Here is a 14,627-nt window from a genome sequence, read left to right on the forward strand (position 1 = left end):
ACCACCTAAGCTATATAAACAAAAGGAAAACTAAATGTAATATCGCTACTATTTGCTCCACTAATCGCAAAATCATTAATACCTTTATCAAGTTGAATATGACCGTAATTAGTGTCTTTACTGCAAGGAGTGCCATTTAGACTGCTATTTACTCCGTTGATTAATAAAACATCCGAACCATTACCACTTTTTTTATACGTCCAATTAGAGCCATTTGTATTGTTTTTAATTGTGATGTTATTTCCACTAAATTTAACTTGAATAGAAAGTTTATCATTTTGCAAATAAGGGTTAATATCAACGTCTGATGGATTATACACCGTAAAATTATTAGTATTAGAAAAATGATATTGTAATGGATAGTTATTAGGGATATTCATTCCATAACTCCAATTATTGTATCTTTCCAAATTATTAAATTCATCAGAATTGCAAATGCTATAAGCAAGCCCACTTGGATTGTCTAATGGAATTGTAAATACCGCACCTAACTGACCTACTTTTGATATTGTGATTTCAAAAGGCATTGATCTACAATAGTAAACCTTATTAGGAGCAGTATTGCAGCGAACCCTTATCACTTCTTTAGTCATGAAAAATCTATATATATCATGCTTAGCTAAATTAAAATCTTCCCAACTTTTAAACCGCAAAAGAAACTTTAAATTAACTGTTGTTTTGTCAAATTGAGATGTAGTATAAACACTTCCATTAACGCCTGTAATTTGCTGATACGAGTTGGCAAAAGCTGGTGTTGATGTCAACTCAATAAAGTTTAAATTTGGTGTAATTGTATTAACATCAATCTCATCCTCGTTGCCGATTTTAACTTTTAGCCAAAGGTCTTTAAAACTCATTTTGTAGCCTCCTCTCTATCTTTAACTAAAATAAAAAAGCAGCCGCATATAGCGACTGCTTGGAAAAAATTAGTATAAATTTTCCTAATGTGAGAAACTGCTATGTCTAGCATAACAGCAAAGGCGACCATATTGACCACCCTATACGCAAAAAGATAATTACTAACCATCTCATAAAGAGGCGACTGTGTACCATTTACAAATGGTACATTTATCATTATAACAAGATATTAAAATGCTTGGTAGTTATTTATTGACTGATCTCTTTGCATTTGTTGATAAAAAGCGTTGAGATTGCCATTGTTAGAGGCTTTATTTAATTGTTCTTGATTAACACCAAGAATATTTGCTAACAAACCTATCATGGTATCTAACTTAGCCTCTACATTAGATTGAGATTTGTTATTAGTGATTTGAGTATTGTTACCAGCATTGCGATTAAGTTTATTAACCGTTTGAGTTAACAAACTTAATGCTCTACCTTGCTTTTCGGAAGACAAAGGAATCACCACTTCTGGTTTATTACCTTCTCCAATCATCGCTAATTGTTCAGAATTAATAAAACCGCCGTTAGCATAACCATGCCCTTGTCCTAAAAAACTAAGACTTGGACCATATCTGTGTTTAGCATAATTCAATGCAGCTAACAAGTTATCATAAGCGTTGAAAATGTCATCGTGTCCCGGAGCTTTATAAGCATTAAATGTACTTCTTTTGGTTTGCATTAACCCCATGGCTGGACCTGAACCATCTCCATCTGGATCAGCTCCCGGTTGCACAGCGTGGGCATTCCCACCTGATTCGGTAGCAATTTGTCGCATAACTTTGTCAATCATATCTTGACTGGTTGAAAGACCGTTAGCTTCCAAAGCAGCTTTGACAAGTTTCTTCAAATCATCGCTGTTTTTCATATCTTTAATACTTCCAAAGCCGCCTATTGATTCTTCTTTTTTCTTTTTAAAATCCTCCGCAAGTTTCTTAATCCAATCTTTCCCCATTTTTGCAAAGAACGAAGGAGCTTTGCTGATTAAATCGCTTGCGAACTTAACCTTAGTATTGACTTTAAGTTTATCGGAAATTACTTTCTCTAAGAATTTGATAGGGTGAGCGATAATATCTCCGATGCTATCTAGTATATCTTTGCCCTTATCAAATATCTTTTCAAATAAGTTCTTGTCCTTCGTACCGTCTTTAAAGTGCGGTATATCCATCATTTCAGCAAGTGCTTTACTGTTTTCCCCGTCTAATACTTGAGTGCCTTCTGGAAGGAATGTTCTAAAGTTCCGTTCCTTTGGAAACATACCGAATTTCCCATCTGGAGTTGCGAACATTTCACGATAGTTAGCACCTGGAGCATCATTAACAACTGCCATTGTTCCACCTTTGCCAACTGTACCACCAGTAGCAAATTTAACTTCTGGAATCTTGTAACCTTTCCATTTGTCAGCGCCGAATTTATCTAATACCCAGTTTACACCGTTTTTAACTCCATCTAACATGCTATTGATCGGCTTAATAACACCATTAACCAAGTTTGACGCTTCTGTTTTTACGTTACTAATAGCGCTTTTAATACCATTAATAATATTCTTCCAAAGATTGTCCCAGCCTTGTTTGATCTTATCAAGTCCACCGCCCGTTTTTTCGTTAAGCGTATCATACATGTCTTGGAAAGTGCTTTTTGCAGTTTTAGACAAATCACTACTTATATTTTTTAGATCTCCGCCTAATTTATCCCACTTACCACTCATTAAATCTTTCCAAGTTTGAGTTAAATCACCCATGGTATTGTAAGCGTTATTTAAGGTATCTTTAGAAACACCCGTAGCATCTGAAATTTTAGAAATCATCTCATCATGCAGCTTGCTGTTTTTGTCATTCATGGCATCAACAGCTTTACTCATATTAGATTTCATATCTTTCCAACCATTAACGAATGTTTTAGCGGCATTTTTAGCAAAATCATCGAATCCTTTGTGGAGTTTTCCGATCCAACCAGAAACATTGTTAAAAGACTTTACTAAACCAATAATTAAATCAGTTACTAATCTAATCGCCGCCCCTAAAGTTTTGCCTAAAACAGTAGCTAAAACCTTAGCGACATCTTGAACCGCGCGAATTATAGGAGCCAACGTTTTGAAAGTTTTCCCTAATTCTCCGCTGTTTTTGGATAATTTAGAGAAACTGTCTTTAATCGCATCTATAATAGGTTTTATACCAGCGAAAGTAACGTCAAACCCACGTTTAAATAGATCGAAAGCTGGTTTCATTTTGTTTAACACTTTAGGAATTTGACCCATAGAATCACCAACTTTCCCCAGCACCTTCTCAGCGGTGTCTCCAAATTTAGTTATCCATTGCGATAAATTGCTACCAGTAACCTTTTTTAAAGCATCGCTAAACTTAACAATCATATCACCCAATCCACGAGTGATACTTGTTGTAGCGTTTTTAATTGATGTACTAATACCATCTGTACTGTCGTGAGCGATCTTGCTTAACGATTTAAGACCACCGCCGCCTTTAGTATCCAGTTTGATTAATTCGTCTTGGAATTTTTGAACTGAAATAGCACCGTCTGACAAGCCTGATTTTAACTGAGCGGTAGTCATTCCCATGTCTTTTGCAATAGCGTTTAATGTAGGCCCTAATTGACTATCCATCATGCTATTCCACGTTTCAGCATCAATCTTGCCATTACTAAATGCCTGAGATAATTGCAATACAGCATTTTGTACATTTTCGGTTGAACCACCAAAACCGATGATACCGTCATTTAAAGCACTCCATACTTTTTGAGCCTTCTTCAAATCGTTAGTTGTAGAAGCGACCATTTGGACGCCTTGAACAGCCTCATCTAATCCAGTCGGCAAACCTTTAATTGATTTGTTTAAACCGTCCATTGCTGCATTAGTGTCTTTAGCATTATATCCCATGTTTTGGAAAACACGCTTTGAGTTATTTAAAGTGTCTACCCGACTAACTGCATCGCCAATTTGATTTGTAACAAGATTCATTGCTGCCATAGCAGTATTGGCAATCCCCACCCCAAGAGCGGTGTTCTTAATACTTGTTGTAAATTTACCAGTCTTAGTCGTACCATCTTCCGTTGATTTGTTGAATAACCCTAATTTGTCTTTTGCTTTAGCGATAGTGTCATTTGATTTAGCAAATGATGTATTCATTTCTTTTAATTGACTCTTTGTTTTAGCCATCGCTGTTGCTGTTTCATTCAATCTAGTAGCTTGAGTTTTGTAAGCTGAACTAGCCTTGCCTGATTTATCAGCAATATCATTTAATTCTGTTTCTTGAATTTTGTATTGTTGAGCTAAATTCGAGTAACTACTCTTTAAGTTTTTGATTTGTGCAGCTATTGCTTGATTTTCATTACCTTCCGCCTTTAGACGATTAACATAACTAGCTGATAACTGACTATTTTTGTTATATTCGTTTTGTAATTTAGCAAGTCCGCTTTCGTAATAAGATAAAGACTGCTTAGCCTTATCAATTTGTACATTCTGTTTCTCATAAGCGGCAACCAATTTATCAATTTGTCCTTGATATTTAGTATATTGTTGTGCCCCTTTTTGAGTAGTTACATCTAAATCTTTTTGTTTATTGATGAGTGCTTGAATTTTTTGTAATTCTGCTTCTTGGGTATCTTTTAAACCATCAATTTTGGTTTTTAAAGCACCTTGAGAATCGCCTGAACTCTTTAACGCAGCAGCTTGTGCCTTCCACGCATTAGTCGTTCCAGTAATTGCTGTTTGCAATGATTTTAAACTTTCAGCAGCTTTCAGCGTGTCGAGCGCCACACTTGTACTCATTTGAGCAGATACTTTTTTGCTCCCTGGCATAATATTCCTCCTTACTAAAAAAGAGGGCAAACGCCCTCTAGGTATGACCTTCTTGAGTTATTTTGTTAAACAACTCCATAGGGTCGTCGTAAACTTCTTCTTGTTGAACTTCTTCTGAATCTGTGCCTAAGATTTCCATTAACAAAAAATAATCTTGGTTTTCTATTTCTTCCAAAGTCCATCCTAGATTTTGGATAGCAGACTTTTCAAAGACTAAAAAATCATCATATGAATGTTTAGCTTTGAGATATTGCAAATGTCGGCTATCCTTTATTTTTTTGACTCTTCTAAGTCGGCTGGGTTGACTCCTAATAGTTTCATTGAGATTTCGTTAGCAATTTTGATGACTTCGTCTTGTTCTAGTGCATCTTCAATTTTTTCTACTTCTTTATTTGTTAATTTAAGTACATCGGCAATGTATTTAACCGCCTTTTCTGTTGATTCCATTGGCACAGACAACATTTCCATACCCAATTCGCTCATTTTATCAGAACCGTTTTCAGTATTATCAATCTCTTTTTTTAAATTATTAATTTTTTCGTTTGTTTCAGCAAAATCTTTTTGTAACTTTTGCGTCAATCGCATATTTTTAACGGTTTGTTTAACTTCGTAATTTTTCTTTTTTAAAGGCAATGATTCAAGAGTAATCTTCATCATATAACCCTCCTTATATCTTTATTCCTTTCTTTAACTAAAAAAAGTAGGCATAAAGCCTACTTGGAAAATATATTAAGCAGTAACCCCGCTTGAAGATGCACTTGATGAACTGTCAGAAACTGTTGGTGTAATCACTTGACCGTTTTGTGATGATGAAGAACCTGGGTCAGCTTTAGTGATTAATGTTTGACCTGGGAAAATTTGATCGAATAATTCTTTTTCAGAGAAACTATCCTCTGTTGAGCTTGCTAACATGTAAGGCATGCCATTTGTACGGTCACAAGCTAAACCTTCAAATGAAAATTCGTCCGTTGCGACATTTGTTTTCTTGGAAGTATTAGTTTGCATATTCCGTCCTTTTGGAGTTGGAACTGACTTGCCCATAATGTAGTAAACATAGTCCTTATAATCCATCGTAGACGTGCGAGCAATGATACCAGCATAAGTGTTGACCATTGTATCAACATAACCGCTACCAGTTTTTACACGACCTAATAATTTATTTTGAATATCAAAAGGCAAGTTATTGAAAGTAACATCGAAAGAACAAGTTGGAAGTGACTTAATCATAGAAACTTCTTTATTGTTCCCATCGACTTCATCATTTGTTTTAGAGATTTGGACATTTACTGCGTTTGTACCCAACATATTATCTGTAATTTCAATACATCCGCTTTCAAAGCCTTTAGTTGCATCCGTTAAAATATTGCCATTTTCGTCAAATAATCCAAGATATACTCGATCAATACCGACTGTTGCCATATTATACGCCTCCTAATTTAAATAGCTTTCTTTTTCGATATACCAAGTTAGCGTGTATTGTTTCGTATCAGGGTCGTACATTGCCCCGCCTAAACTGCTAACTGTATATTTGTTTTTTACTAATAGTTTTAATAGTTTTGTTTGGAATTGTTGCATATCAAATCCGCTTGAAAAGTTTCGCTTGAAAAAAATTTGTAATTGTAATTCAGTATTAATTGCGAAAAAGTCATCATTACCTTCTTCGTCAGTTTCGATTTGGATTTCTCTTAAAAGCAAAATAGTTGAGTTAGTATCATCAATCTTTGAATCTGGAATGTGATATAAATAGATTTCATCAATATCAGGAAAGTTAGTAAGTAATTGTTTTGTTTCGTCAATGCAACCCATTTAATCACCGCCTTTTCTATTAATGATTTCTTTCAGTTTATTTGCCTCTGCTGTTAGCATTTTATTTTTTACAGTTGGATTAGTTAAAAATCTGTTGTAAAAACCAATATGACTTTTTCCGCTTCCTTTTCGGTTAGGGTAAAACTTTGTACCGTCATTCATAAAACGTGCGATATATCCTTTATCTTCGGTATATCCTACAACACTTGTACCATTCTTTTGCCCATCAATATCTTTTGCTTGCGTGACAATGCTATCTTTTAAGTGTTTGCTATTACGGTTGCTTTCTGGCGTTACCCTAGCCAATTCAGGAGCAATCACATCAGCTCCAGCTTTTGTGATTTCCGCTTGTTCATCTGGAGTTAATGTCATTGTCCTTACAACATCTTGATACCATTCATTCAGTGCTTCATCTAGTTCCATTACGACCATCAACCTTTCGTAAAGTCAGCATGTCATAGCTTAAGTAGTTATCGTCAACTGAATCAATATCAATAATTCGATAATCCACATCGTTCATTGTTGCGGTTAAATATTGATAATCAGTATCTAATCGCTTGTCATGCTTAACAGCGATATATACATCATGTTGCGCCTCTGTTCCAGCGACACTAAATTTTTGATTTAACGAAACCTTCACTTTAGCACAATGTTTCGAGAACCAAAATACATTTTTTTCAACAACATCGCCAATAGGCGTTTCCGCTTCTTCAACCTTATTGAAACTAACTTTGTGTCGCATTTGATATGGTTGATACCTTGATTTAATCCGTTGAGTCGTCATCAATGTATCCCTCCAAATGGTTTAAAAGTGCCATGACGCCCCTTGAGAAACCATCCGGCAATGTTCTTTCGTAATACATTTGAGCAACCACAGTATTTACGGTTCGTTGGTAGATAGGAATATCTCTCAAATCTTCCGGCTTAACGGTTGAGCTCAATGAATCGCAAATCAATACTTCAGCTTGGTTGATTAAGTTACCAATTAAAGTACGCGTTTCTGGTTCATCATCAAGACAAAGTTCATCTAAGACTTCTGTTACTTTTTCATCACTTGGCACTTTCTCACCTCCTTAATAACCGCCCCTTACGGTACTGTTTATTTCGCAGGCGATAGATATTAAATTTATTTACTTGATTGAGTTGAAGCAGCCGCTGCTAAAGCATCTGTGTCAGCTTTAATAGTAGTTACTAAATCAGGACGAGCGCTGACAATATCTTCACGCAAGAAGATACCTAAAGCCTTATACCAAACATCGTAAGTGTCTTGGAATTGGCCTGTAATTTCAGATTGCTTAAAGTTGATTACAGCCTTTTGCAATGGAGCAACAACAAAGTTTGCATCGCCTTGTGAAGCAGATGGGAATAATGTATCTGGAACAACAACTAATTGATGTCCTAGCAATTGTTTGCCCATACCTTCAGTAAGGTTGCTGTTGATCAATGGACGACCAATTTTGTCAACCATGTTATCTAAGTAATTAAATGCTGATTGTGATACAACAATAGTTGCTTGTGCAGAGTCTAAAGGTTGTAAGTTCACATTTAAAGCAGTTTTTAAATCTTTGATAACGTCTGTTGAAGCGTCTTTCTTATGAGCTGGATTAGTTGTTAAAGCAGTCATAATGCCAGCGTCTTCTGTATTATCACGAAGTTCAATCAAGCAATTTGATAATTCTGATTGCCAATCATATGTCGAATCAGAGATTAATTCTTGGGAGAATACATATTTACCGGTATATGATTTTAATTTCCAATCAATTTCATCAACTTGTGGAGCATTATTGCCAGTTGTTTCGCTGAATTCTGTATGTTCAGCCAACTTATCTCCTACTAAATTAAATAGTGGTAATGTACCTGTTGTTGTTTTAACAGACACGGTGCGAACCAATGAGCCTAAGCGTGGGAATTGGTATACCTTATGTTCTGGAGTCAAGATTGTTTTAGGAATAATAACTTGACCTTGTGGCAATCCGACACCTGTAACCGCCCGTGTATCATATTTAGAGCCATTTTCTAAATAATCGCGGAAATTGCGAAGTTCTTTTTCTTGAGTGTTGATTTGTGATTCTGGTGTAATATCTACTTTATGTTCCATGTTACGTTTCACTTCCTTTGCTTTTTCATCTTTAGGAACATCTTTCTTTTTAGGTTCAGATTCTTTTTCTGATTCACCCGAACCTTCATCATCAACCTTTTCAGGTTCTTTTTTAGCACCTTTGGAATCTTCTTTCTTAGATTCTTCCAGTTTCTTTTTCAAATCTTCGTTTTCTTTTTCAAGATTGGAGTTTTTTTCTTTTAAAGCCCGAATTTCTTCAGATTCTTCATTTTTAGCAGTTTCTTGTTTCTTTTCTTCTGCCATTCTGATTTCCTCCTTCATTTTTTCTAATGAGCGTTGCACACCCACTGATGTTTGGAGATAAGCCGGAATTGGTGTAATTGACAATTCCGCTACATTATCAATTTTTCTAATCGTATGAACGATTGTACCGTCATCTCTTGTGTCCCAGTCATCACCATCTTTAGCAATTCTGAAACCAAAAGAACAGCCTTGTAAATTGCCGCTACGCACATCTTCGTAAACGTCTTTAGCAAGCGTTGTTTGTGGCAATTCTGCTTCAAAATCCACTCCACGTTCAGTTACTTCAATTTTTAAATTCCCAGCATTAGCACGAGCTAAGATTTTACCTGTTTCGTGATTGTAAAGTAGCATAGTCTTTGAAAAATCTAAGCTACGCACCGCTTCTGGTTCAATATATTCAATAAATCCCATGTCTTGAGATGGTTCATCAAAAACAATGGCTGTACCACGAATTTTTAAATTTCCATCTTCTGTTGGGAGTGCACGGACAACATCATCAAGCGTCCGAATATCATCAGCATTTGGCATTGCTTCGCCTCCTTTCGTTCCTTTAACTTCATTCAGTAGGAACTGCATTATTTTCAACTGGCGTTAAATCATAAACATGTTCATTAGATAGAATCTCTTGTGCTTGGTCACCTGTAATTGCTCCACTTTGCATTAACGAATTAACATCACTAATAACCCGTTTGTGTGTGCGATCGAACACAGTAGATACATCAATTTTTACATCAACATTGAATTTCTTGGATAATTCTTGTTCAACTGGCGCGATATATGTGTTAAGACAAGCGATATATTGTTCTTGCAACATGTCAGAGCTTGATTGTTGATCTCCTTGACCGTTTAAATAATTATCTGGAATACCAAAAGCCTTTGCGATTTGCTCTTGAGAAAAACTGTAATTATTTAAGAACTTAGCAACATCGCCATTAATTCCAACTTGTTGATATTCTGCCGATTGATCTAAAACAATAGGCAAACCACGGTTAGCTCCACCGTTTTGTTTAACAAAGTCATTTCTGATTTTTTCTTTAGTTTTGGCGTTCAATTTGCCTTCTGGAATCTTCAATAAATTTTGTGGATAAATACCATTGGCAATCGTTGATAAAGCCAACTGATGAGATTGTTTTTGAAGCTCCAATTCATCTGCTAAACTCATCAAAGGAGAGCGTCCCGTGTACATATTCCCTTCATATCCACCAGACATTAATTTAAAATGCAATACATTGTTTGAATCCAGCGTGATAGGGTCTCTTCCATCGCTATAATTGAATGTATATTTAATATCTTTTAAACCATTGTCATCAGTAATTAAATTTAGTTGTACGCTTTCTGATGGCACTAATTCCAAATAATCAGGTACATTGCTTCCATTTCGATGAATAGTGCAGTAAGCATTCCCAGTGAGTAACATACTAACTAGCACTGTTTGGAAGAATCCAAATTTGTTCTGAACAGGATTAGGTTTCTCAATAGCTGTATATTGTGGTTTGGGACAATCAAAATTGCAGGCTGCTATATCAGAAGCAATACGATTAACAACTGCGTATACATCCGAATTTTGCAACGCTAAATCTTGACTGATTAACTCCGTTGGATATGTTTGATTTTTAGTTGGAATAAAAGGCACGACATTGCTTAGCGTCATATCCCGCTTTTCTAATCCTTTTAAAAAGTTAAATGGCATTAACGCTCATCTCCTTTCTGATAAGCAAAGATTAAGGAAACTGCAATTAACATAATTCCAGTTGTGACTAATCCCACAACTTTGCCAATCGAAAACGCTCCTAGTGAGATTAAAACAATTCCAATAACTAATAAAATAAGCGGCATTCCGTCCAATAAATAAATCATGAGTTTTTTCATGCTATCCCTCCTAGAAACTAAATTCATTCATAAAGTAATCGTTAATTTCGTCATCATCCATTCCAGAAAACGGATTGTTTTTGTCTTTATCAAAATTAATGTTGTCAAAATAGTATCTGGCACGCTCAAAAGCATCAATAATGGCATCAGCAACGTCAATCTTTTTAGTAGCTGCGTCTTTGTCAATTTTTACAAATCCATTTGAAACGACCAATACCGCATTTGTTAAAGCGGTTGTCAGCACTTCGTCATGTAGGAATGTAACTCTACCTTCTGCTATTGTCCGTTGAAATTCTTTTGTAGCGTCATTTAAATGCGGCGCTGTTTGTTGCAAAGCTAATAATGGAAAATCATTATTTTGTTCAATTTTTTTAATAATAGTGTCTGTGTTCCAACGATCATAAACAAAGCACTTAACTTTCAATTTGTTGTCAGATATAAAATTCATTAAATAGTTATATACTTCGTCAACATTGATAAACCCTTGAGCGTTTTTTGTGATTGAACAGAAACCTTTTTTCTCCATTGCTCTATATGGGATATTGTCTTGTTGTTCTTTTAAATCAATACGTCCTTGACTGCGCGCCAATGGGATAAACGAATGCTCGTAGATATAATATTTACCAACACCGTCATCAACATATGGAAAAACAAATGACAATGATGTGTCATCGCTAAAATTAGAAGCGTCATAGCCAATGTATACGTCTTGTCCTTCAATATTAATCGGCGGCTTATCAACGATAGATTGTTCAATGTCGGACAATTCAAGATAATTGTTATTTGAGCGGTTTAACCAGCAATTCAAGTTCTTGTTTTGCCATGAGTAAAGCGTTCCATCCGCTTCTTTGCTATCACGCTCTTTCAGCATGTTTTCTTTTAAATGGTCTCCAACTTCTGGAAGCGCCAGAATCGGATTGCTTTTAATCCACGTTTCAGGTTTACTAGTTTCTTCATCCACATTATCTTGTTCATAGATAACGCATAACGTATTCTCTAATTTACGTTCATAATCTTTCTTCATCGCATCAATCATGATTTGTTCTGTTTTGCGAAAAGCACAATTAGAATCAGGATATGCAGTGGATATTTGAATCAGTTGAGGACTATCAATCTGAACTTGACCGGAACTCAATTTATCCAATCCATCGCTGATTAACTTTTGTCTTAAATCGTCCGCCACTTCATCAGCAACAACAATACGAGGGTGCAAACTATCAAAACGCTTAGCTTCAAAAGATAGCTTTAAAGTTTTATTCTGTGTTTTTTTAGAAATAATTTGATCTGTTTGTACATCAATGTTTTTGCTTTTAAACAGCTTATCAAATGCTTTAATTTCTCTTAAACGATTACTTTGGAGTTGTAAGTACGAGAAACCCTTAGTAGCTTGAGTGTTATTTGGGGCGACTAAAATGGCTTCTTGCCCTGTTAAGTTATCCATTTCGATTAAATAGCTGTATAAAATCTGAATGGCACAAATGGCAGTTTTACCATTAGTACGCGCGACAGAAAAAATAACTTTATTAAAGCGTTTAGTATTATCTTTGGACGATTTCCAAGCGTTAATCATCAGCAATAATGACTTTTGCCACTCCATAAGCTTCAACGGATTACCTGTGCTAATATCAATCATTAATGAGCTGAAATTGAGTATCTTAGCAGCTTCTTTTAAATCAAAGTAATAATCAAAGTCGTCATCTTCTGTAATTCGTCTCAAATCTTGCAAATGTCTAAAAGCCATTAATTTAATGGTGTTACAAGTGATGATTTTCTCGTCCAAAACATCACGACAATACATTGTCGCTGGGTCTTTATATTTTTCGAAAACGTCATCATATTTATAGCGGTTTAATTCCGCTTGATATTGTTGAATAACATCTTCTTTTGTTAAATCAATCTCGCGCACTAAAACCCACCGCCTTTGTTAAGTAAGTCTGACAAACTAGGTTCGTCATCTTCCTCAGTCTTGATATTTGCCAACATCGACGCTCTGCTACGTGGGTCAAGCCCCAACTTGTCAGATATGGTCTTAATTTGGTTGGTCGACATATTAAGCGTGTTTACTGCTGGATTAGCTTTATAGCCTTGAAAAGCGTGGTCTACCACATCGCCGTTAACATCTTGGATGGGTTTATATATAGCTTGTTGAATGCCGTGTTCTGATATTTCCTTATATGCCGTGTAATAAATATCAATGTGCATTGCTAACAAATTTACAAGGTGCATATCCAATTCTTTGACAAAACCCTGCTCTTTTAATTGAACAACCAACTGTTTGTAGATGTATGCAGCTTTTGTTCCTTTAAAATTTTTATTAGGAGTAGCTTGCAATTCTTCCATACCGCTTTGGAACTTGTCCAACTGTTCTGTGTTCTTCTTGAACTCTGAACGAGCATTAGGATCGCGAGTGAGTTTCATTTTTCTTCCCGACATTTTTGTTCACCCTTTCCAGCATTTTTGTTCACACCTTTAACGCTATTTTGTAGGAATTGAAGCATATATGGTAGATTGTTAAAATGAGGTTTTTTATTGATATATCAATGTTTGCGGAGGTTTTGCTAAGTTATGATAGGTTCTGAAAATTTTTGGTATTCAAAAATGTATTTTTAACGAGCAAAAGTTCCATGGCGCGCTTTCCGTTGTGAGAGTAAGGGCGGGGGCTTTTATTTTGGAGTGAACAAAAAAGTCGTCAAGTTTTATTTTCTTGACGATTTCTGCTTTTTTATTCAATTCTATATTTCGTTGATTTTAATAAATCATCTCTAGAAGGTAACCAAGCTGTAATCCCTTCATCGTTTTGTGAAATCAAAGTCTCACCATCTGTAGTCAATTCCCATTCAGTTAGATCCCACACATCAATCATCTTAGTGTAATGATTATCTTTATCCTTTAAGATGTTGTATGCTTCTGCTAGTGAATACCTTCTATCAGTTGTATATTCATCCTTGATATTAGACACCGTATCACTTAACATCCTCAATGCTTTCTGTGCTTGTGTTGTATCTAATTGGAAGGATACTTTCGTTTCTTTCGCTGGACGGTTGACTGTTTGCTCTGCGTGTACTTCTTCTTCCGAAGCATCTTTGTTCATCTCATTTTCTACTTCTTCTCTATCCATAGCAGCGTAGATTCTATCTCTCAAAGTATAGATGTAAGTATTCAATATCTCGGCTTGTCGTTTAATGTACTCCGCTTCTTCTTCAGGTAATGCCATGTGTTCTTCGTGTAGTTGAGCCAGCAATTCAAAACGTTTAGCAATCATATCACTACACTCTTGACGCATTTTATCAAAATATGATTGACGATGTCGCTTATCATATCCGTCCGTTTTATCAATTAATTCTTCAATACCTTGTAATGTTTTCATAATCTATCCCTCCTAACTTTGTGTCTGTTTAAACCGTGTGTTCGTTCATAAATTCATCGATTGCTGTTGTTGAGATGCGCTTTACTTTACCGATCTCAGATACTTTCAAGCCATCATCAATAAACTTGTATAAAGTTGTATAACTTTTGATCTGCAAGTAATCCATTGCTTGCTTATATGTAAGCCATTTGTTGTCACTTGTCATTAATGTTACTCTCCCTTTCGTTATTTATCTCTTGCAATATCACGCACTGCATCAGCTAACTTATTTATCTTATTGTCGATACCTTCTAATATAAGCCTTGTTCTGTAAGCCTCTTCTCGTTTTATACTCAATGACAACTCTTCTTTTTTGTTAACTAATTCTTCGAGCTGTTTATTAACAGCTTCATCAGATGTTGTCATGTCTTTTGTTACTCGCTTTAACAACTGAATCTTACCACACACTTCTTCGTATTCGTCTTCTAAAATTTCAATTCTACTTTTCATAATGCATTCCTCCCTAAGAT

At 35.5% G+C, this 14,627-nt stretch carries 17 protein-coding genes; all 17 read right to left on the reverse strand.

Features of this window, described 5'->3' with window-relative positions; translation table 11 throughout:
* Positions 1–5: 5 nt before the first annotated feature.
* The 17 genes from ACWCL1_RS04860 to ACWCL1_RS04940 all read right to left on the reverse strand — a co-directional run bounded on the left by ACWCL1_RS04860 (position 6) and on the right by ACWCL1_RS04940 (position 14,607).
* Positions 6–857, reverse strand: coding sequence for a phage tail domain-containing protein (locus tag ACWCL1_RS04860; RefSeq protein WP_454545788.1), 852 nt, complete (start codon positions 855–857; stop codon positions 6–8).
* A gap of 230 nt (positions 858–1,087) precedes the next feature.
* Positions 1,088–4,714, reverse strand: a complete 3,627-nt coding sequence (locus ACWCL1_RS04865; RefSeq protein WP_454545789.1) for a tape measure protein — start codon at positions 4,712–4,714, stop codon at positions 1,088–1,090.
* A 37-nt stretch (positions 4,715–4,751) separates the two neighbouring features.
* Positions 4,752–4,970: a hypothetical protein gene (locus ACWCL1_RS04870; RefSeq protein WP_454545790.1), complete on the reverse strand. Its 219-nt coding sequence runs from the start codon at positions 4,968–4,970 to the stop codon at positions 4,752–4,754.
* Positions 4,971–4,984: 14 nt separating this feature from the next.
* Positions 4,985–5,368: a phage tail tube assembly chaperone gene (locus ACWCL1_RS04875; protein WP_454545791.1), complete on the reverse strand. Its 384-nt coding sequence runs from the start codon at positions 5,366–5,368 to the stop codon at positions 4,985–4,987.
* A 75-nt stretch (positions 5,369–5,443) separates the two neighbouring features.
* The gene (locus ACWCL1_RS04880; protein ID WP_454545792.1) at positions 5,444–6,133 is read right to left on the reverse strand and encodes a phage tail protein; all 690 of its coding nucleotides are present in this window, start codon (positions 6,131–6,133) and stop codon (positions 5,444–5,446) included.
* A 12-nt stretch (positions 6,134–6,145) separates the two neighbouring features.
* A complete protein-coding gene (locus ACWCL1_RS04885; protein WP_454545793.1) occupies positions 6,146–6,520 on the reverse strand; it encodes a DUF806 family protein in 375 nt (124 codons plus the stop codon).
* A complete protein-coding gene (locus ACWCL1_RS04890; RefSeq protein WP_454545794.1) occupies positions 6,521–6,943 on the reverse strand; it encodes an HK97 gp10 family phage protein in 423 nt (140 codons plus the stop codon).
* A complete protein-coding gene (locus ACWCL1_RS04895; RefSeq protein WP_454545795.1) occupies positions 6,930–7,304 on the reverse strand; it encodes a phage head completion protein in 375 nt (124 codons plus the stop codon). The genes ACWCL1_RS04890 and ACWCL1_RS04895 overlap by 14 nt, the downstream gene beginning before the upstream one ends.
* Positions 7,285–7,581: a head-tail connector protein gene (locus ACWCL1_RS04900; RefSeq protein ID WP_454545796.1), complete on the reverse strand. Its 297-nt coding sequence runs from the start codon at positions 7,579–7,581 to the stop codon at positions 7,285–7,287. The genes ACWCL1_RS04895 and ACWCL1_RS04900 overlap by 20 nt, the downstream gene beginning before the upstream one ends.
* Before the next feature lie 65 nt (positions 7,582–7,646).
* The gene (locus ACWCL1_RS04905) at positions 7,647–9,410 is read right to left on the reverse strand and encodes a phage major capsid protein (RefSeq protein ID WP_454545797.1); all 1,764 of its coding nucleotides are present in this window, start codon (positions 9,408–9,410) and stop codon (positions 7,647–7,649) included.
* Between the two features lie 28 nt (positions 9,411–9,438).
* The gene (locus tag ACWCL1_RS04910; RefSeq protein ID WP_454545798.1) at positions 9,439–10,572 is read right to left on the reverse strand and encodes a phage portal protein; all 1,134 of its coding nucleotides are present in this window, start codon (positions 10,570–10,572) and stop codon (positions 9,439–9,441) included.
* Positions 10,572–10,751, reverse strand: coding sequence for a hypothetical protein (locus tag ACWCL1_RS04915; RefSeq protein ID WP_454545799.1), 180 nt, complete (start codon positions 10,749–10,751; stop codon positions 10,572–10,574). Before ACWCL1_RS04915 ends, ACWCL1_RS04910 begins: the two co-directional genes overlap by 1 nt.
* 10 nt (positions 10,752–10,761) lie before the next feature.
* Complete coding sequence (locus tag ACWCL1_RS04920; RefSeq protein WP_454545800.1) at positions 10,762–12,657, reverse strand: terminase TerL endonuclease subunit; 1,896 nt, start codon at positions 12,655–12,657, stop codon at positions 10,762–10,764.
* On the reverse strand, positions 12,657–13,184 hold the full coding sequence (locus ACWCL1_RS04925; protein ID WP_454545801.1) for a phage terminase small subunit P27 family: 528 nt from the start codon (positions 13,182–13,184) through the stop codon (positions 12,657–12,659). Before ACWCL1_RS04925 ends, ACWCL1_RS04920 begins: the two co-directional genes overlap by 1 nt.
* Before the next feature lie 289 nt (positions 13,185–13,473).
* Positions 13,474–14,118, reverse strand: coding sequence for a hypothetical protein (locus ACWCL1_RS04930; protein ID WP_454545802.1), 645 nt, complete (start codon positions 14,116–14,118; stop codon positions 13,474–13,476).
* 28 nt (positions 14,119–14,146) lie between these two features.
* A complete protein-coding gene (locus ACWCL1_RS04935) occupies positions 14,147–14,323 on the reverse strand; it encodes a helix-turn-helix domain-containing protein (RefSeq protein WP_454545803.1) in 177 nt (58 codons plus the stop codon).
* Between the two features lie 20 nt (positions 14,324–14,343).
* Positions 14,344–14,607, reverse strand: a complete 264-nt coding sequence (locus tag ACWCL1_RS04940) for a hypothetical protein (RefSeq protein ID WP_454545804.1) — start codon at positions 14,605–14,607, stop codon at positions 14,344–14,346.
* Positions 14,608–14,627 lie beyond the last annotated feature (20 nt).

Source organism: Ligilactobacillus sp. LYQ135, assembly GCF_053711055.1.